The organism is Rhodococcus sp. KRD162, assembly GCF_017168335.1.
GTDB lineage: Bacteria > Actinomycetota > Actinomycetes > Mycobacteriales > Mycobacteriaceae > Rhodococcoides.
The window spans coordinates 867,958-886,826 of the sequence record NZ_JABFAU010000003.1; the positions used below are offsets into that span (position 1 = coordinate 867,958).

Below are 18,869 nucleotides of genomic sequence, written 5' to 3' on the forward strand. Positions count from 1 at the left end.
GTTCTCAGTTCCCGCGTCGAGCAAGCTTCTCGATCTTGTCCGCGAGTTCGCTTCCGGTGTGCGGTTCGCGAGCGATGAGCAAGATCGTGTCGTCGCCGGCGATGGTGCCGACGATCTCGGGCAACGCAGCCCGATCGAGTGCGCTGGCCAGGTAGTGCGCCGCGCCTGGTGGTGTTCGCAGCACAGCCTGGTTTCCGCTGTGATCGGTCGAGACCAGCAACTCCCCCAACAACCTCAGCAGGCGGTCGGTTCCACCGGAGACTCCGCGAACCGGGCTGCCGTCCTCGGGCACCACGTACACCCCGACACCGCCGTCGGGGGCGCGCAGCTTCACCGCACCGAGTTCTTCGAGGTCCCGAGACAGCGTCGCCTGAGTGGTGTCGATTCCCTCGGCTGCGAGCAGCGACGCCAATTGCGGTTGACTACGCACCTCGTGCGTGGCCAGCAGCGCGATGATCCGTGCCTGCCTGCCCGCCCGGGTCGACGCGGTCAGCGGCACCGCAGTGGCGTCCTCTCTCACGGTCGCCGGGCCTGTTCGAGGAGCCACACCAGCAGAGCCTTCTGTGCGTGCAGGCGGTTCTCGGCCTCGTCCCAGACGACGCTCTGCGGGCCGTCGAGTACCTCGTCGGTGATCTCTTCACCGCGATGTGCGGGAAGACAGTGCAGGACGACCGCATCCGACTGGGCCTTCGACAGCAGATCGGAGTCGATGCGATACGGACGGAACGGAGCGACGCGATCGAGACCGTCGTTCTCCTGCCCCATCGACGTCCAGGTGTCGGTGACGAGCGCGTCGGCACCGGTGGCGGCCTCGACCGGATCCTCGGTGACGGTGATGGTGGCACCGGTCTCCTCGGCACGCGCGTGCGCAGCGTCGAGGACGTATCCGAGCGGGGCGAACTCCTTCGGGGCGGCGATGCTGACATTGAGCCCTGCCGTGACCCCGCCGAGAAGAAGTGAATGCGCCATGTTGTTGGCTCCGTCACCGAAATAGGCGAGAGTGCGGCCCTGCAGATTTCCCTTGTGCTCGATCAGGGTCTGCAGATCGGCCAGTACCTGGCAGGGATGGAACTCGTTGGACAGAGCGTTGACGATGGGAATCGTTGCGCCGGTGACCATCTGCTCGAGCCGCTTCTGCCCGAACGTGCGCCATACGACTGCCTCGACGTAGCGCGAGAGCACCCGCCCGGTGTCCTGAAGCGTTTCCTCACGTCCGAGCTGTGTGTCGCGGCCAGTGACGACCACGGCGTGACCGCCCAACTGCGCGATACCCATCTCGAAGGAGAAGCGCGTACGTGTCGAGTTCTTCTCGAAGATGACTCCGATTCCCTTCGGTCCTTCGAGAGGACGCTTCGAGAACGGTGCCCGCTTGAGTTCGGCGGCCAGAGCGAGGATTTCACCCTGCTGCTGTGGTGTGATGTCGTCATCCCGAAGGAAGTGCTGAACCGTCATGGCTGATGAGCCTCCTGTGCTGCGTCGAGAATTGCCGGTAACGCCGCCACGAACGACGCGGCTTGTTCTTCGGTGATGATCAACGGCGGTGCGAGCCGAAGTACGTCGGACTGTGCCGCGTTGAGCAGGAAGCCCGCCTCGCGTGCGGCCGCCTCGACTGCCGGTGCCACCGCAGCGGTGAGCACCACCCCCAGCAGCAACCCCGAACCCCGAACATGGCTCACCAGAGGATGTTCGAGACTCTCGATGGAGTGCGCGATCGACTTGCCGACACTGTCGGCGTGCGAGAGCAGGTCCTCGTCCGCGATGGTGCGCAACACCGCCAGCGCCGCGGCGGCGCACACCGGATTGCCACCGAAGGTTGTTCCGTGCTTACCCGGGTGCAACAACTCCCCCGCCGCTCCGATGCCGATGCACGCCCCGATGGGCAGGCCACCGCCCAAGCCCTTGGCGAGGGTGATGACATCGGGCACGATGCCGACCGCCTGATGGGCATAGAAGCACCCGGTACGGCCGATACCGGTCTGCACCTCGTCGAGAACGAGCAACGCGCCGTGCTTCGCGGTGATCTCACGCGCTGCGAGAAGGTATCCCTCCGGCGGTACGACCACACCTCCTTCACCCATGATCGGTTCGAGAAACACTGCAGCAGTGTCGGAGTCGACGGCGGCCTCCAGCGCGGCGACATCGCCGTACGGCACGTGCTGCACGCCGGCAGGCATCGGCTCGAACGGGGTCCGCTTGTCCGGCTGACCGGTCAGTGCGAGAGCGCCCATCGTCCGCCCGTGAAAGGACTTCTCGGCCGCGACGATGTTGGGTCGACCCGTCAGGCGCGCGATCTTGAACGCCGCCTCGTTGGCCTCCGTTCCGGAGTTGCACAGAAAAACTCGACCGGTCGCGCCCGCGCCGAGGTGAGCGAGCAACTGCTCGGCCAACGCGATTCCAGGCTCGGTCGCATAGAGATTGGAGGTGTGCCCGAGAGTGGACAGCTGACTGGTGACCGCCTCGATCACCGCCGGATGGGCGTGGCCGAGGATGTTCACGGCGATACCGGCGAGCAAGTCCAGATACTGCTTGCCATCGGCATCGGTCAGCACAGCGCCCTCGCCGCGCACGAGCGCCACACGCGGGACTCCGTAGTTGTCCATCAACGAGTTCGACCACCGCTGTTGCAGATCGAGCGTGGACTCGGTGCCGGTCATGCTGTGACTCCTGACGTCGAAGTGCGATCGGGGGTGACCATGGTGCCGATGCCCTCGCCGGTGAACAGCTCCACCAGAACCGAATGTTCCACGCGGCCGTCGATGACGTGCGCAGACGGGACACCGGCCGATACTGCGCGCAGGCACGCTTCCATCTTCGGCACCATCCCGGCATCGAGCGAGGGCAGCAGAGCGTCGAGGGCAGATGCAGTGATCCGGGAGGTCAACGAGCTGCGATCCGGCCAGGCCGTGTACAGGCCCTCGACATCGGTGAGCACGACCAATTTCTCGGCACCGATGGCACTGGCCAGTGCGGCCGCCGCGGTGTCGGCATTGATGTTGTGCACGACGCCGTCACGGTCGGGAGCGATGGTGGACACCACCGGAATTCGGCCTGCCGCAATGAGATCGAAGATCGCCGCCGGGTCTACCGAGGTGACGTCGCCGACGAGACCGATGTCGGTCTGGGCACCGTCGACCAGAACCGTCCGGCGCGTTGCCGTGAACAGGTGCGCGTCCTCGCCGGAGATGCCGACCGCGTACGGACCATGACTGTTGATCAAGCCGACGAGTTCGCGTCCTACCTGCCCGAACAGAACCATGCGCACGATGTCCATCACCTCGGGGGTCGTGACGCGAAATCCGCCCCGGAACTCGCCCGCCAGCCCCAGCCTGGTCAACATCGCCGAGATCTGCGGCCCACCACCGTGTACGACAACGGGGTGGATGCCGACGGTGCGCAGAAACACCATGTCGGCCGCGAACGCCCGCTTGAGTGTGTCGTCGATCATGGCGTTTCCGCCGTACTTCACCACGACGGTCTTACCCGAGAAGCGCTGAAGCCAGGGCAGCGCCTCGGCGAGGGTGAACGCCTTCTGAGCAGCCGTCAGTTCGAGTGCACTGGAGTTCACGACGAGTAGGCCGAGTTCTCTTCGACGTACGCGTGCGAGAGGTCGGTGGTTCGGATGGTCGCCGACTCGGACCCGAGACCGAGATCGATACTCACGGCGACGTCGACACCGGACAGGTCCACCTCCCGAGCCCCTGGAGCACCCACGCCGTCGATGCACACAGGGTTTCCGTTGAAGGAGACGGAAATTCGATCGGGATCGAGCTCGATCGGTGCGATGCCGATCGCGGCGAGCACCCGACCCCAGTTGGGATCGCAACCGAACAGTGCCGTCTTGGTCAAATTGTCCCTGGCGACGGCCCGCGCACCGATCACGGCCTCGTCCTCCGACACCGCACCGGAGACGGTGATCTTCACCCTCTTGGTCACGCCTTCCGCGTCGGCCATCATCTGGTCGGCGAGATCGTCGCAGACCGCAAGGACTGCGGCGTCTAGTTCGTCCTGCGTCGGGGTGATTCCGCTGGCACCGGAGGCGAGCAACAACACCGTGTCGTTGGTCGAGGTTGCGCCGTCGACGTCGAGCCGGTCGTAGGTCAACCGTGTCGCCGCGCGCAACGCTCGGTCGAGTTGGTCGGCAGTGGCAACGGCATCTGTGGTGATGACGCTGAGCATCGTGGCCAACGACGGTGCCAACATGCCTGCACCCTTCGCCATGCCACCGACGTTCCATTTGTCTGCATGATGAACAGCGGCTTGCTTGGGCACCGTGTCGGTGGTCATGATCGCGTACGCCGCGTCGGTACCACCGGAGATGCCGCCCGCGAGTTCGTGTACGACCTCGGTCACTCCGGGTAGCAGCTTGTCCATCGGCAGCCGATCACCGATCAGACCCGTCGAACACACGGCAACCTCGATCGCTCCCGTCTCCGACCCCCAATTGCTCAGCGCGGACGCCACTTCCTCGGCGGTGCGGTGTGCATCCTGAAACCCTGGTGCACCCGTGCAGGCATTGGCACCACCGGAATTGAGAACGACCGCACGAAGCCGCCCGGTGGAGAGCACCTGCTGTGACCACAACACCGGGGCGGCTTTGACTTTGTTGCGGGTGAACACACCCGCCGCCGCGAAATCGGGCCCCTCGTTGAACACCAACGCCAGATCCGATTTGCCACTTGCCTTGAGACCAGCTGGAATTCCGGCCGCACGGAACCCGGCAGGAGAGGTGACCCCTTGAGTGCGGACCAGCTTGCCGACGGTCTTCTCCTCGCTCCGAAGACTGCTCATGGCGCCACTCCTACGGTAGAGAGACCCTCGGTCTCGGTGATTCCCAGTGCAAGATTCATCGATTGGACGGCGGCTCCCGCCGTGCCCTTGGCCAGATTGTCGATTGCCGCCACCACGACGAGCGTGCTCGCCTCCGCATCGACAGACACACTCATCTGTACCGCGTTCGATCCGAGGACCGCACCGGTCTGCGGGAGCCGCCCGGCCGGCAGAACATGCACGAACGGTTCTGCCGCGTAGGCTTTTTCGTACACTTCGACCGCCTGCTCCTCGGTGGCTGTGGTGATCGCGGTGCACGTGGCCAGGATTCCGCGCGGCATCGGCGCGAGGACCGGTGTGAACGACACCGCGACAGCACTTCCGGCGACAGCCGAGAGATTCTGCACGATTTCGGGGGTATGACGGTGGGCACCTGCTACTGCGTACGCCCGCACCGATCCCATCACCTCCGACCCGAGAAGATCAGCCTTCGGCGCACGACCGGCACCAGAGGTGCCGCTGACTGCCACGATATTGACGCGCGGTTCGATGATGCCCGCCGCGACGGCGGGTGCCAGCGCCAGCGACGACACCGTCGGGTAGCACCCGGGAACCGCGATGCGGGTAGCTCCGACCAGCCGCTCACGGCAGCCCTGCAACTCCGGCAATCCGTACGGCCAACTCCCCGCGTGCGGAGAGTTGTAGTACTTCTCCCATGCTGCGCCGTCGGTGAGACGGAAATCGGCACCGCAGTCGATGATCACCACCGACTCGGGCAGCTGCAGAGCAAGTTCTGCGGATTTACCGTGCGGAAGACCCAGGAACACGACGTCGTGACCGGCCAACTCGTCGACGGTGGTGGGGCCGAGGACGCGGTCTGCCAGGGGCAGCAGATGCGGATGGAATTCGCCCAGGGTCGCGCCTGCGTTACCTCCGGCTGTCAGCGATCCGATGACCAGCGAACCCTCCCGCACCGCCGGGTGCCCGAGCAGAATCCGAAGGATCTCACCGCCTGCGTAGCCACTTGCGCCCGCCACCGCGATACGCCTCGGCGTGGACTCCGAAATAGTCATGCGGTTTATTATGCAGCATCATGCAAGCTCATTCATGACCGGGTGTGTCATGTCCGGCTCCGAGCTGTCAGTTGCCGCCCATGGACTTACGGATCTCGTCGAGCTTCTTGCGGCCGGCTTCCTGACGCTCGTTCCACTGCTTGTCCAGGTCTTGGCCGGCGCGGGACTCTCGGTCCAGCTCTTGAGCCCCGACGGCCGTCCCCGAACGATGCTCCACTTTCTCGCGTACACCGTCCCAGGTGGGCACTCCGGATTCGGTGAAGTCGCCGATCACGCCGTCGGCAGCATCGCCGGTGTATCCACCGCCTGTGCCGAGAGGTACATCGTCGACCAATTGAGCATCGATGACGCCCGGCACCGTACCGCCCGGCGGATCCCCGAGCGGCTGATCGATCCGAGGCCTCGTGACCTGAGGAACGTCGACATCAGGCACCGTTCCCGGCGGGGCACCGCGGTCGGGTCCGGCGGGTTCGGGCACGACGGTTCCCAACTCGGCCGCCAGCGCCGACGCGGCAGCCGCAATCGGGGCCAGCCGCGGCCGATCAGACAATGCAGCGAGAACATCCTTCACCACCTGCAGGTCCGAGGACGTGCCATCCACTCCGGATTCACTCATCTGCCACAGCTCCCGTCATCGCGATCACTCGTGACTCCACGCTACGGAAACGACGGCCCGGAGGTGGACCGATCAGCTACGTAGTCGGGCTCCGACCGCCTTCGTCGCTGCTTCGACCGCAGCGTCGCGTGCAGCGGTGGCCTGATCCTCGGTCAAAGTGCCGTCGGTCCCGCGGAACCGCAATGCGAAAGCCAGCGACTTGCGTCCTTCCCCTACCTGCTCGCCGTCGTAGACATCGAACAACCGGATCGACTCGAGCAGGTCTCCGCCGCCGATCGTGAGCGCAGCCTGGACCGATGCCGCAGGCACGGACGCATCGACGACGACAGCCACGTCTTGCAGCACTGCCGGATACGGCGACACCTCGGGGGCGGGCAGTGATTCGACCACTGGGAGTGCACTCAGACTCAGCTCGACTGCACACGTACGCGGCGGTAGGCCAGAGCGCTCGAGCACTGCCGGATGCAGCTCGCCGGCATACCCCACGACCTCGCCGTCGAGCAGCACCTCGGCACACCGGCCCGGATGCCACGGAAGATGCTGCGCAGCTCGAAGATCGACATCCACTCCGGCCGCCTCGGCGATGGTTCGCACCGCCGCGAACGCGTCCGCCGCTTCGGCTGCGCGTCCCGGCCCCCACGGACCCGCGAACTCACGCTGACCGGTGAGCACCGCACCCACGTGCACCGGCTGCGCAGGCAACGAACCACGCAGCATGGCGACCTGGTCGTCGGTGGGTCGACGATCGACCGGGAGCGCCTCCACTGCCGCTGTGGCATCGTCACGAAGCACCACCTGGGCAATTCCGAACAACGAGACATCTCGCTGACCGCGTGCGATGTTTCTGCCGAGCATCTCGAGCAAACCGGGAAGCAGCGTGGTCGCGAGTTCGGGACGGTCGGCCTCGAGCGGATTGAGCACCGAGGTGCTCACTCGCCGGGGATCGTCCGCGTCGAGACCCCAGGTGTCGAACACACCCTTGGGCAGAAACACCGGAGGCAACACCTCGACGTACCCGGAGAACGCCAGCGCCTTGCCGACGGCACGCCGACGCTTCTGTTCGGCGGTGAGGCCGCGACCGCCGGGAGCGGACGGTAGAACCGAGGGGATCTTCTCCAGCCCCTCCAGCCGCAGCACCTCTTCGACCAGGTCGGCGCGCTGCACCAGATCAGGTCTCCACGACGGCGGCGTGACGATCAACTGGCCGTGCCCGGCGTCGTCGACCGACACCTCCACTGCGCAACCGATCTGTGTCAACCGCCGAGCAGCGGTCCCGTTGGGGTACTCGACACCTGCAATCCGGTCCGGCAGATCGAAGTCCATCGTCACCGAGGGGTACTCGGTTGCCTCGCCGAAATCGGTGAGCACCGGCTCGATCCGGCCACCCGCGATCTCGACCAGTAGCTGCGCTGCGCGATCGAGCGCGGCGACGGGAAGCGCAGAATCCACGGTGCGTTCGAACCGCTTACTCGCTTCGCTCGACAGCTTGTGTCGACGACCGGTTCTGAACACAGCGAGCGGATCGAACGATGCCGCCTCGAGAATCACCTCACTGGTCGTGTCGTCCACTTCGGTCGACGCGCCGCCCATGACACCCGCCAGGGAGATCGCTCCCGATTCGTCGGCGATGACGACGTCCTCTGGATCGAGCGACCGCTCGACGCCGTCCAGAGTGGTCAGCTTCTCCCCTGCCTTCGCGCGGCGGACAACGATGTCGCCGGTCAGCTTGGCAGCATCGAACGCATGCAGCGGCTGGCCCAGTTCGTGGAGTACGTAATTGGTGACATCGACCGCCGCAGAGATCGGCCGTACGCCGGCCAGGAGCAAGCGACGCTGCAGCCACCACGGAGTCGTTGCCGTGGGATCGATACCGACGACCTTGCGCAGCGCGAATCGCGATGCGCCCGAGCTCGGTTCGACTGCGACCGACCATGCGTCGCCGGTGACCTCGGTAGGAGCCGTGCGAGCCGGGTCCACGTACGGCAGGTCGAAACTGCACGCCAGTTCGCGTGCGAGTCCTCGGACCGAGAAGGCGTAGCCACGATCCGGGGTGACGTTCAGCTCGATGACCGAATCCTGCAGCCCGAGAACGAGCTTGGCGTCGTCGCCGGGTTGAGCAGTGCCCGCGGGCAGCACCAGGATTCCGGAATGATCACGGCCGAGTCCGAGCTCGAGCGTCGAACAGATCATGCCGTTGGAATTTCGGCCGTACGTCTTACGCGACGCAATAGCGAAACCCCCGGGCAGAACACTGCCGGGTAGCGCTGCCACGATCAGATCGCCTTCAGCGAAATTACGCGCACCACAGACGATTTCCTGCGGGTCGTCGGCTCCGACATCCACGAGGCAGAATCGAATCGGCTTCTTGAACTCGGTCAGCTCCTCGATCGAGCTCACCCGGCCCACCACCAGTGGTCCGGTCACATTGTCCAGAGAGTCGAGCTCCTCGACCTCGAACCCGACCCGGACGAAACCGGCGTCCAGCTCCTCGGGCGAGACCTCCCAGTCGGGAGTCCCCGCGTGCAGAACCTCGGTCAGCCAGGATTGTGGGACTCGCACGTGTACTCAGCTCTTTCTTGTATCCGAGAAGATGTGGGGCGGGGGTGACGCGATGTCAGGCCTGAACGCCGAAGGGCACCGTGAACCTGATGTCGCCTTCGACGATGTCGCGCATGTCCGGGATGTCGTTGCGGAACTGCAGGGTCCGTTCCAGGCCCATGCCGAAGGCGAATCCGGTGTAGACCTCGGGGTCGATACCGCTGGCTTGCAACACTTTCGGGTTGACCATTCCGCAGCCACCCCACTCGACCCAACCCGCGCCGCCCTTCTTCTTCGGAAACCACACGTCGACCTCGGCCGAGGGCTCGGTGAACGGAAAGTAGTTGGGCCGCATACGAGTACGCGTGTCATTGCCGAACAACGCTTTCGCGAACGCATCCAGTGTTCCGCGCAGATGAGCCATGGTCAGGCCCTTGTCGATGGCGAGACCCTCGACCTGATGGAACACCGGGGTGTGCGTCGTATCGAGTTCGTCGGTGCGGAAGGTCCGCCCAGGGCAGACCACGTAGATCGGAAGCTCGCGCGAGAGCATCGACCGCACCTGCACCGGCGAAGTATGGGTGCGCAGCACCTGCCGCGACCCTTCGGGTGCGATGTGGAAGGTGTCCTGCATCGTGCGCGCAGGATGGTCGGGAAGGAAGTTGAGAGCATCGAAGTTGAAGTGCTCGGTTTCCACTTCAGGGCCTTCTTCGACTTCCCAGCCCATACCCACGAACACGTCGGCGACCTGCTCGGCGATGATCGTGATGGGGTGCCGAGCTCCGATGGGAGCTCGATCGGTCGGCAGCGTCACATCGATGGTCTCTGCCACCAGGATCGCTGCGTCACGTTCCGCCGACAACACGCCGCGCCGCGCGTCGAACGCCGCCTGTACTCGATCACGCGCGGCCTTGACGCGTTTGCCCGCGTCGGCCTTGAGCTCACCGGGGAGCGAACCGAGCGCACGCTGAGCCAGTGCCAGCGGAGCCTTGCCGCCCACGTGGTCGATCTTGACCTTGGTCAGAGCATCGAGATCCGACGCATCGGCGAAGGCCCGCTCGGCCGAATCCACTGCGGATCCGAGCGCGGACTCCTCCAGAACGCTCGGATCTACCGGCTCGGGTCCGACATCTTTCTTCGCCACGACAGCTGCACTCCTCGAGTAATAGTCGGTGTCTGCCACGAAGGATCACTCCCGCAGGCTTCACTCCTGCGCGAAGCAGACAGGTATCGATCTTAGGCGACCGTGCTCACGAGTTTCCGAAGCGCCGCTGAGCTCGGGCACTCGCATACAGGCAGATCGCCGCCGCCGCTGCCAGGTTGAGGCTCTCGGCACGACCGTGGATAGGGATCCGGATGCGGTGGTCGGCGTCACGGGCCACGGACGCAGGGAGTCCGTGTGCTTCGTTGCCGAACAACCACGCGGTCGGCTGCGCAAGTAGGTGGTCGGCCTCGTCGAGGTCCACCTCGCCATCGGCTGCGGTGGCCACGATCGTCAACCCCGCGCTGCGCAATGCTCCGATACCGGACTCGACCGAGCGTTCCCGGGCGATGGGCAGATGGAACACGCTGCCCGCCGACGCACGGACGCACTTGCCGTTGTGGGGGTCCACCGAATCGCCGAGCAGCACCACCGAATCCGCACCGGCGGCATCGGCGACGCGGATGACAGTTCCGGCATTGCCCGGCTCGGCTACCTCCACCGGAACGGCCACCAACCGCGGGCCATCGGCCAAGGCTCGATCGAGTGAAACGTCGACGAGCGCGGTGACCGCTATCAGGCCCTGTGGTGTGACGGTGTCGGACAGAGCCTTCGCGGCGCGATCGGTGATCGGGAAGACTCGTGCGCCGCCGCCCTCGATGGACGCGATGAGCGCCTCGTGGCGATCGAGGGCATCGGAGGTGAAGAACAGCTCACGGACCAAACCGGACCGTGCCGCCTCGGAGACGGCGTTGAACCCTTCGGCGAGGAACCGTCCGGATTTCTTGCGCTCCGCGGCGCGCGCGAGCTTGACGGCCGAAACGACCCGTGGTGTTCGCTCGGTCAGCGAATCCACGGGCCGTTTCGGAGTTGAGTCGTCGTACGTCGACTCGCTCAGGCTGCTTCTCCGGCCGGAGCGTTGACATCGGCAGGCAATGCAGCCTTGGCGATGGCGACCAAGCCTGCGAATGCCTCGGCATCGGAGACGGCCAGCTCGGCGAGGATCTTGCGGTCGACCTCGACACCCGCGGCCTTCAAGCCCTGGACGAAGCGGTTGTAGGTGATGTCGTTGGCCCGCGCAGCAGCGTTGATTCGCGTGATCCACAGCTTGCGGAAGTCACCCTTGCGCGCGCGGCGGTCCCGGTACGCATAGGTCAGCGAGTGGAGCTGCTGCTCCTTGGCCTTGGTGTACAGACGTGAGCGCTGTCCGCGGTAGCCCTTGGACGCTTCGAGAATCGAACGGCGCTTCTTCTGGGCATTGACTGCCCTTTTTACGCGTGCCACTGGTGAATCCTGTCGATCTGGGGGTTGGTGAAACCCCGCATGGTAATGGGATGAAGCCGACCGAAATCAGTCGGCGACCGGACCGGATCAGATGCCGAGGAGGCGCTTGACCCGCGGTTCGTCGGCTTTCTTGACAACGGCGACACCATCGAGGCGACGGGTCACCTTGGTGGGCTTGTGCTCGAGCAGGTGGCGACGGCCGGCCTTCTGGCGCAGGATCTTGCCGCTGCCGGACACCTTGAATCGCTTCTTGGCACCACTGTGGGTCTTCTGCTTGGGCATGAAATCCTCTTCTTCTGAATTAACTCTTCGGTGGTGCATGGCACAGCATCACGATGGCCCCGAACATCGGTGCCCGGAAGCCGGTGTGGGCTGTCTTACTGGTCGAGCACGAAGCTCAGTTGGTCTGCGCCGGGGTGGCCGGAGCTGCCGCGGCGGGCTGTTCCGGTGCCGGAGCGGGTGCACGTTGAGCAGGCGGTGCCGCCGCGCTCTCCTGCGCCTTGACGCGAGTCTTGGCACCCTTGTGTGGTGCCAGAACCATCGTCATGTTGCGGCCGTCCTGCTTGGCCGAGGTCTCCACGAAACCGAGTTCCGCGACATCCGCGCCCAAACGCTGCAGCAAGCGGAAGCCGAGTTCGGGTCGCGATTGCTCTCGACCACGGAACATGATCGTGACTTTGACCTTGGAACCGGCTTCGAGGAAGCGAACGACGTTGCGCTTCTTGGTCTCGTAGTCGTGCGCGTCGATCTTCGGCCGGAGCTTCTGCTCCTTGATGACGGTCAATGTCTGGTTCTTGCGCGATTCGCGCGCCTTCTGCGCAGCCTCGTACTTGAACTTCCCGTAGTCCATGATCTTGCAGACCGGCGGACGTGCGTCGGGAGCAACTTCGACAAGATCGAGGTCGGCTTCGAGAGCCAAGCGGAGTGCATCTTCAACACGCACGATCCCCACCTGTTCACCACCCGGTCCGACCAGGCGGACCTCGGGAACTCGGATGCGATCGTTGATGCGGGTCTCAGTGCTGATGGGGCCTCCTAGGTAGTGCGGTGTGGTGTGTAACCCGACCGCCTGCCACTGGCACAGCCCGTTGCCGCCGACTCTCGACACTCGCTGCGTCATCGATCACTGCAACGAAAAAACCCTGCTCTCGGTGGATACCGACAGCAGGGCCCGATGTCGACCGGTCGATCTGTACGACAACCATCGCCGTACAGTCTCCTCCCTGAGGAGGAAGCACACCGAACGCCTGTGCGGGCGTTCCTCGTGCGACCGGACCGGAAGTCGTGTTACAACCACTACCGGTGGGAGTCGGGCTCCACTTGCTGCCTCCGTGCGGTGCATTCCATCGAAGAGTGCACGCCGAAGACGGTCGTGGGATCACACTACCAGCAGATTCGAGAAATCGACAATCGGCACCGAGCACTCGACATCGTCGACACCCAGTGCCCGTCGCTACGTGCGGCGTGGGATTCTCATAGGCATGACCAGCTCCCCCACTCCAGCCGACGCCGATCCCACGGGTACCGACCCCGCCGGCACCGAGCCCGATGTCCGTGAACTCGCCGACGTCCCCGCGGTCGAGGTCATCAGCCGCGCTGCGGTCATGTTGATGAGTTCGGCGGCCGAGAAGTTGGGGCTCTCCGAGGCCGATCCCGGCGAAAGTCCGTATCTGGACCTCGACGAGGCGCGGCGTGTCATCACCGCTCTCGCCGGCTTGGTCACGTCTTCTGTGGAATACCTCGGCCCCCATGCCGGCCCGATCCGCGATGGGCTGCAGGCACTGCAACGCGCATTTCGAGAAGCATCGGCCCATCCGGACGAGCCAGGAATGGGCCCCGGCGAGAAGTACACCGGGCCGGTGCACTGAGGCGAAAGCGCAGAGGCAGAGCACAGAGGACGAGAGACAAACGCGACGCCGCATCCGGCAATGACCGGATGCGGCGTCCTCGTTCGCGTGGGTGGCCTGCTCGCGTGGGTGGCCTGCTCGCGTGGGTGGCCTGCTCGCGCGGGTGATCTGACTCCCAGCTCGGATCAGACCGCAGCAACCTTGCGTGGCCTGCGTTTTTTCGCCGGCTTCTTCACCGGGGCCGAAACAACCGACTCCCGGGTGAGCGCTTCTTGCAGGAACTTACCCGTGTAGCTTTCCGGCACGGCCGCGACGGACTCCGGATCACCCTGTGCCACAACCATTCCACCTCCCGAGCCGCCCTCGGGGCCCATGTCGATGATCCAGTCGGACACCTTGATGACGTCGAGATTGTGCTCGATGACAATCACGGTGTTGCCCTTGTCCACCAGACCGTTCACCACGCCGAGCAACTTCCTGATGTCCTCGAAGTGCAGGCCGGTGGTCGGTTCGTCGAGAATGTAGACCGTGCGCCCGGTGGACCGCTTCTGCAGCTCTGCCGCCAATTTGACGCGTTGCGCCTCCCCGCCGGACAACGTGGTCGCGGGCTGCCCGAGACGGACGTAGCCGAGGCCGACCTCGACCAGCGTCTTGAGGTACCGGTGAATCGAGGTGATGGCCTCGAAGAAGTCCGCGGCCTCCTCGATCGGCATGTCCAGAACCTCGGCAATGGTCTTGCCCTTGTAATGGACTTCGAGCGTCTCGCGGTTGTATCGCGCACCCTCGCAGACCTCACACGGAACGTAGACGTCCGGCAGGAAGTTCATCTCGATCTTGAGAGTGCCGTCTCCCGAGCACGCCTCACACCGGCCGCCCTTGACGTTGAACGAGAACCGTCCTGGTTGATAGCCACGAACCTTGGCTTCGGTGGTGGCCGCGAACAACGTCCTGATCTTGTCGAACACCCCGGTGTACGTGGCCGCATTCGACCGGGGGGTACGTCCGATCGGCGACTGGTCGACGCGAACGAGCTTGTCGAGTTGGTCGAGTCCGTTGATCCGCGTGTGTCGGCCGGGAACCTGCCGGGCCCCGTTGAGCTTGTTTGCCATCACGGTCGCGAGGATGTCGTTCACCAGGGTGGACTTGCCCGAGCCGGATACACCGGTGATCGAGGTCAGCACACCGAGTGGGAAACTGACGTCGATACCTCGCAGGTTGTGTTCGCGAGCACCGACCACGGTGACCTGGCGCTTCTTGTCGACGACACGACGCGTGTCCGGAAGTGGAATCTCCAGGCGCCCCGCGAGATATGCGCCGGTCAGCGATTCTTCGTTGGTCAGTAGATCCTCGTAGGATCCGCTGTGAACGACCCGTCCGCCGTGCTCACCCGCCAACGGACCGATGTCCACGACCCAGTCCGAGGTACGAATGGTGTCCTCGTCGTGTTCGACCACGATCAGGGTGTTACCGAGGTCACGCAGCCGCGTGAGCGTATCGATCAGTCGACGATTGTCTCGTTGGTGCAGACCGATCGACGGCTCGTCGAGGACGTAGAGCACGCCGACGAGCCCCGAACCGATCTGAGTGGCCAGCCGGATTCGCTGCGCCTCGCCGCCCGACAACGAGCCCGCGGTTCGAGCCAGCGACAGGTATTCCAGACCGACATCGAGCAGGAAGCCCAGCCGCGCCTGCACCTCTTTGAGCACTTGCCCCGCGATCGCTTCCTCTCGCCGTCCCAGGGTGAGGCTGTTCAGGAAGTCGGCGGTCTCGGCGATCGACAGTTCGCACACCTCGGCGATCGACTTCGGCCCGAAATCGCCTGCAGCGATGGTCACCGACAAGATCTCCGGTCGCAGTCTCGCACCGTTGCAGGTGGGACACGGCACGTCGCGCATGTAGCCGTCGTAGCGTTCTTTCATCTGCTCGGACTCGGTCTGCTCGAGCCTGCGGTGCAGGAACGGCATCACACCTTCGAACTCGGCGTAGTACGACCGTGTTCGGCCGTAGCGGTTCTTGTACTTCACATGCACCTGGTGGTCGCTGCCTTCGAGCACAGCGCGTTTGACCTTGGCCGGCAGCTTGTTCCACGGCGCATTCAGATCGAACCCCATCGCGTCGGCCAGCCCGGAGAGCAGCCGGCCGAAATACTCCGACGTCTGTCCCATCGACCACGGCGCGATGGCACCGTCGGCGAGGCTGAGGTCGCCGTCGGGAACGACGAGTTCGGGATCGACCTCCTTGCGCACACCAAGACCCACACAGTCCGGGCAGGCACCGTACGGGGAGTTGAAGGAGAAGGACCGGGGTTCGAGATCGTCGATGGACAACGGGTGACCATTGGGGCAGGCGAGCTTCTCGGAGAATCGGCGCTCACGGTCCGCTGCGTTCTCGTCACGATCGACGAAGTCCAGGACCACGATGCCGTCGGCCAGTCGGAGCGCGGTTTCCACCGAGTCGGTCAGTCGCTGCTTCGAGCTGGACTTGACGGTCAGGCGGTCGACGACCACCTCGATGTCGTGCTTCTCCTGCTTCTTGAGCACTGGAGGACTGGAGAGCTGATGCACGACGCCATCGACGCGTACACGGGCATATCCCTGGGTGTTGAGCGAATCGAACAGGTCGACGAACTCGCCCTTTCGGGTGCGCACCACGGGCGCGAGGACCTGGAACTTGAGACCTTCCTCCATGTCCAGGACCTGATCGACGATCTGCTGGGGAGTCTGCTTGGCGATCTGTTCGCCGCACACCGGGCAGTGAGCCGTTCCCGCCCGGGCGTACAGCAGACGGAGATAGTCGTAGACCTCGGTGATGGTGCCCACGGTCGACCGCGGGTTGCGGTTGGTCGACTTCTGATCGATCGAGACCGCGGGTGAGAGGCCCTCGATGAAATCGACGTCCGGCTTGTCCATCTGGCCGAGAAACTGCCGTGCATAGGCGGAGAGCGACTCCACATAGCGACGCTGACCTTCGGCGAAGATCGTGTCGAAGGCGAGAGACGATTTTCCCGAGCCGGACAGGCCCGTGAACACGATCAGTGCATCGCGGGGCAGGTCGATGTCGACTCCCCGAAGATTGTGCTCTCGTGCACCTCGCACTATCAGGCGATCCGCCACTGTGTTCCCTTCTTTCCGAACGAGCACGTCCAGCCGCACTGCTGCGGGCGCAGCGCTGCACGATGTACGAGTCGCGTGATGACGTGTGGTGCCTGCGTACGGCCACACGCTCGTGTAACCGAGGACCTCACGTCGAAAACCTGTCTCGGTGAGCGACGAAACTCACCGCTAGCAATGGTAGGTCCAGGCACCGACACACTTTTCCACGTTCCCGACCCCAGCGCCCCGCACGTCGCCGCCGACGGTAGCGTCCTCGAAATGGACGAGCACCTCTTGGTCATCGACGACGAGTACACCGGTGTCGTCGCACAGGGATCGGCGCCGCAGCGGCGGACGATACCCGGCGCGACGATCACGAAGATGTCGGTCGGCCCCATGGACAACAACACGTACTTGGTCGTGTGTTCCGCAACGGGAGACTCCCTGCTCATCGACGCTGCCAACGAGGCCGAACGCATCTCGTTGCTCATCGACGAGAATGCGCCGACGCTCACATTCATCGTCACGACACACCAGCACGCCGATCACTGGCAGGCGCTGGCCGACATCGCAGGAGGCACGGCTTCGCCGACTGCCGCGCACGAACTCGATGCCGAACCGCTGCCCGTCGCTCCCGACCGCCTGTTGGCCGATCGAGACACCCTGTCGGTGGGCGAGCTCACCTTCGAGGTGATCCATCTGACCGGGCACACCCCCGGCTCCATCGCGCTCGCACTCACCGATTCCGAGGGCGCACGCACCCACCTCTTCACCGGCGATTCACTCTTTCCCGGCGGCGTCGGCAAGACCGGAGACGCCGAGGACTTCACGCATCTACTCGACGACGTGACGACAAAACTGTTCGATCGATTCGGTGACGACACCGTGGTCTACCCCGGACACGGAAAGGACACCACTCTCGGTGCAGAGCGGCCTCACCTGGCCGAATGGCGTGAACGGGGCTGGTGACGACCGGCGCGCTTGAGAGCGCCGATCACGGGGTATGAAGGTGGGGACAAAGGACGCACATCGGTGAACATCAGGCCGGTGTGCGATTTCCGTACGCCGATGACAAGAACTACTACGCAGGAGGCTGTCACATGCTGGTCCGCCGTATAGCCCGTCCGTTGATGTCCACGATCTTCATCGCCGGGGGCGTCGACGCGCTCCGCAATCCCAGCGGCAAGGCAAAGGTTGCCGCTCCACTGATCGAGCAGGGCAAATCCGCGTTGCCGAACGAGGTGACGACCAACGTGCCCAACGATCCGGAGACTCTGGTTCGGGTCAACGGCGGGATTCAGGTCGCAGGCGGCATTCTGCTGGCTACCGGTAAGGCTCCGCGCATCGCGTCACTCGCTCTCGCGGGAAGCCTCGTACCGACGACACTCGCCGGTCACGCCTTCTGGAACGAGACCGATCCGGAGGCCAAGGCCGCCCAGCGCATTCACTTCTTCAAGAACCTCAGCCTTCTCGGCGGATTGCTGATCGCGGCAGTCGATACCGAGGGCAAGCCGTCCGTGGCATGGCGCAGCCGACGCGCCGCCCGGCGCGCGCAGGAATCAGTGGTCTCGGCACTGCCCGGACATTCCTCCCACGAAGCCGGGGAGCGCGTGAAGGAGTTCGCGTCGATCGCGGCCAGCCGGAGCGCAGATTTTGCCGATGCCGCGCAGCCGCAATTGGCCAAGTTCGCCGATGCTGCCCAGCCCAAGTTGGCCAAGCTCGCCGACATCGCCGGAGAAAAGGGCTCCGAGCTGGCCGAGGTGACGCAGCCTGCGCTGAACCGCTGGGCACACATCGCAGCAGACAAGGGTTCGGAGCTCGCGGAGGAAGCGCACAAGCGTGGCTCGAAACTCGCCGAACTCGCCGCCGACCGCGGCGGCGACTGGGCCGACGAGGCACACAAGCGCGGATCCAAGCTGGCCGACAAGGCAGCACACCGAGGATCGGATCTGGCCGACGCGGCCCACAAGCGTGGCTCGAAACTGGCCGAACTCGCCGCCGACCGCGGTAGCGACTGGGCCGACGAGGCACACAAGCGCGGATCCAAGCTGGCCGACGTCGCCGCCGATCGGCGTGTGGACCTGGCCGACGTAGCGCACAAGCGTGGCTCCAAGCTGGCCGAGCTCGCCGCCGACCGTGGTGCCGTCCTTGCCGACGAGGCGCACAAGCGCGGAGCAACCTGGGCCGACCTGGCGTCCGGTCGGGTCGAGACGCTGAGCAAGCGGGCCCGCAAGCGTGCGGAGAAGCAGAGCAAGGAACTCGAGAAGGCGACAGAGCAGGCTCGGGCCAAGCTCGACAAGCGTGTCGCCAAGGCTCAGAAGAACCTGGACAAGAAGATCCAGCAGTACGCGAAGTAGAGAAGCCTCGCTGATCACATCAGCAACGCACGGCTGCACGGCCCTGCCCCGGAACCGAGGTTCTGCGGCAGGGCCGTGGTGCGGCGTAGACTGC

Annotated in this window: 17 protein-coding genes; 3 read left to right on the top strand and 14 right to left on the bottom strand. The window is 64.8% G+C overall.

What is annotated here, in order from left to right:
• Nucleotides 1–4: 4 nt before the first annotated feature.
• The 13 genes from J1M87_RS06410 to infC all read right to left on the bottom strand — a co-directional run bounded on the left by J1M87_RS06410 (nt 5) and on the right by infC (nt 12,599).
• Entirely contained in the window at nt 5–520 is a 516-nt protein-coding gene (locus J1M87_RS06410) for an arginine repressor (RefSeq protein ID WP_374222356.1), read from the bottom strand.
• Entirely contained in the window at nt 517–1,452 is a 936-nt protein-coding gene (argF, locus tag J1M87_RS06415) for an ornithine carbamoyltransferase (protein ID WP_206488660.1), read from the bottom strand. The genes J1M87_RS06410 and argF overlap by 4 nt, the downstream gene beginning before the upstream one ends.
• Nucleotides 1,449–2,654, bottom strand: coding sequence for an acetylornithine transaminase (locus J1M87_RS06420; RefSeq protein WP_206488661.1), 1,206 nt, complete (start codon nt 2,652–2,654; stop codon nt 1,449–1,451). Before J1M87_RS06420 ends, argF begins: the two co-directional genes overlap by 4 nt.
• Nucleotides 2,651–3,565 carry an acetylglutamate kinase gene (gene argB, locus J1M87_RS06425; protein ID WP_206488662.1) on the bottom strand — a complete coding sequence of 305 codons (915 nt, stop codon included), beginning with the start codon at nt 3,563–3,565 and terminating at the stop codon, nt 2,651–2,653. Before argB ends, J1M87_RS06420 begins: the two co-directional genes overlap by 4 nt.
• Nucleotides 3,562–4,788 carry a bifunctional glutamate N-acetyltransferase/amino-acid acetyltransferase ArgJ gene (gene argJ, locus J1M87_RS06430; protein WP_206488663.1) on the bottom strand — a complete coding sequence of 409 codons (1,227 nt, stop codon included), beginning with the start codon at nt 4,786–4,788 and terminating at the stop codon, nt 3,562–3,564. Before argJ ends, argB begins: the two co-directional genes overlap by 4 nt.
• Entirely contained in the window at nt 4,785–5,840 is a 1,056-nt protein-coding gene (gene argC / locus J1M87_RS06435) for an N-acetyl-gamma-glutamyl-phosphate reductase (RefSeq protein ID WP_206488664.1), read from the bottom strand. The genes argJ and argC overlap by 4 nt, the downstream gene beginning before the upstream one ends.
• A 67-nt stretch (nt 5,841–5,907) precedes the next feature.
• The gene (locus J1M87_RS06440) at nt 5,908–6,456 is read right to left on the bottom strand and encodes a hypothetical protein (protein ID WP_206488665.1); all 549 of its coding nucleotides are present in this window, start codon (nt 6,454–6,456) and stop codon (nt 5,908–5,910) included.
• A 72-nt stretch (nt 6,457–6,528) separates the two neighbouring features.
• Entirely contained in the window at nt 6,529–9,015 is a 2,487-nt protein-coding gene (gene pheT, locus J1M87_RS06445; protein WP_206488666.1) for a phenylalanine--tRNA ligase subunit beta, read from the bottom strand.
• 55 nt (nt 9,016–9,070) lie between these two features.
• Entirely contained in the window at nt 9,071–10,138 is a 1,068-nt protein-coding gene (gene pheS, locus J1M87_RS06450) for a phenylalanine--tRNA ligase subunit alpha (RefSeq protein WP_206488667.1), read from the bottom strand.
• Nucleotides 10,139–10,244: 106 nt separating this feature from the next.
• Nucleotides 10,245–11,051, bottom strand: coding sequence for an RNA methyltransferase (locus J1M87_RS06455; protein WP_206488668.1), 807 nt, complete (start codon nt 11,049–11,051; stop codon nt 10,245–10,247).
• A 38-nt stretch (nt 11,052–11,089) separates the two neighbouring features.
• Nucleotides 11,090–11,479, bottom strand: coding sequence for a 50S ribosomal protein L20 (rplT, locus tag J1M87_RS06460; RefSeq protein WP_008715924.1), 390 nt, complete (start codon nt 11,477–11,479; stop codon nt 11,090–11,092).
• An 87-nt stretch (nt 11,480–11,566) separates the two neighbouring features.
• A complete protein-coding gene (rpmI, locus tag J1M87_RS06465) occupies nt 11,567–11,761 on the bottom strand; it encodes a 50S ribosomal protein L35 (RefSeq protein ID WP_206488669.1) in 195 nt (64 codons plus the stop codon).
• Between the two features lie 115 nt (nt 11,762–11,876).
• The gene (gene infC, locus J1M87_RS06470) at nt 11,877–12,599 is read right to left on the bottom strand and encodes a translation initiation factor IF-3 (protein ID WP_241256343.1); all 723 of its coding nucleotides are present in this window, start codon (nt 12,597–12,599) and stop codon (nt 11,877–11,879) included.
• 361 nt (nt 12,600–12,960) lie between these two features.
• Here infC and J1M87_RS06475 point away from each other — a divergent pair, with 361 nt between their 5' ends.
• Nucleotides 12,961–13,347, top strand: a complete 387-nt coding sequence (locus tag J1M87_RS06475) for a DUF1844 domain-containing protein (protein ID WP_206488670.1) — start codon at nt 12,961–12,963, stop codon at nt 13,345–13,347.
• Between the two features lie 164 nt (nt 13,348–13,511).
• On the opposite strand, the gene uvrA is transcribed toward J1M87_RS06475, so the two are convergent.
• The gene (uvrA, locus tag J1M87_RS06480; RefSeq protein WP_206488671.1) at nt 13,512–16,439 is read right to left on the bottom strand and encodes an excinuclease ABC subunit UvrA; all 2,928 of its coding nucleotides are present in this window, start codon (nt 16,437–16,439) and stop codon (nt 13,512–13,514) included.
• A 258-nt stretch (nt 16,440–16,697) separates the two neighbouring features.
• Between uvrA and J1M87_RS06485 the strand changes: the two genes are divergently transcribed.
• Together J1M87_RS06485 and J1M87_RS06490 are read left to right on the top strand one after the other, a co-directional pair.
• Nucleotides 16,698–17,387 carry an MBL fold metallo-hydrolase gene (locus J1M87_RS06485; protein ID WP_206488672.1) on the top strand — a complete coding sequence of 230 codons (690 nt, stop codon included), beginning with the start codon at nt 16,698–16,700 and terminating at the stop codon, nt 17,385–17,387.
• Nucleotides 17,388–17,518: 131 nt separating this feature from the next.
• A complete protein-coding gene (locus tag J1M87_RS06490) occupies nt 17,519–18,775 on the top strand; it encodes a DoxX family protein (RefSeq protein ID WP_206488673.1) in 1,257 nt (418 codons plus the stop codon).
• The last annotated feature ends 94 nt before the right edge of the window (nt 18,776–18,869 follow it).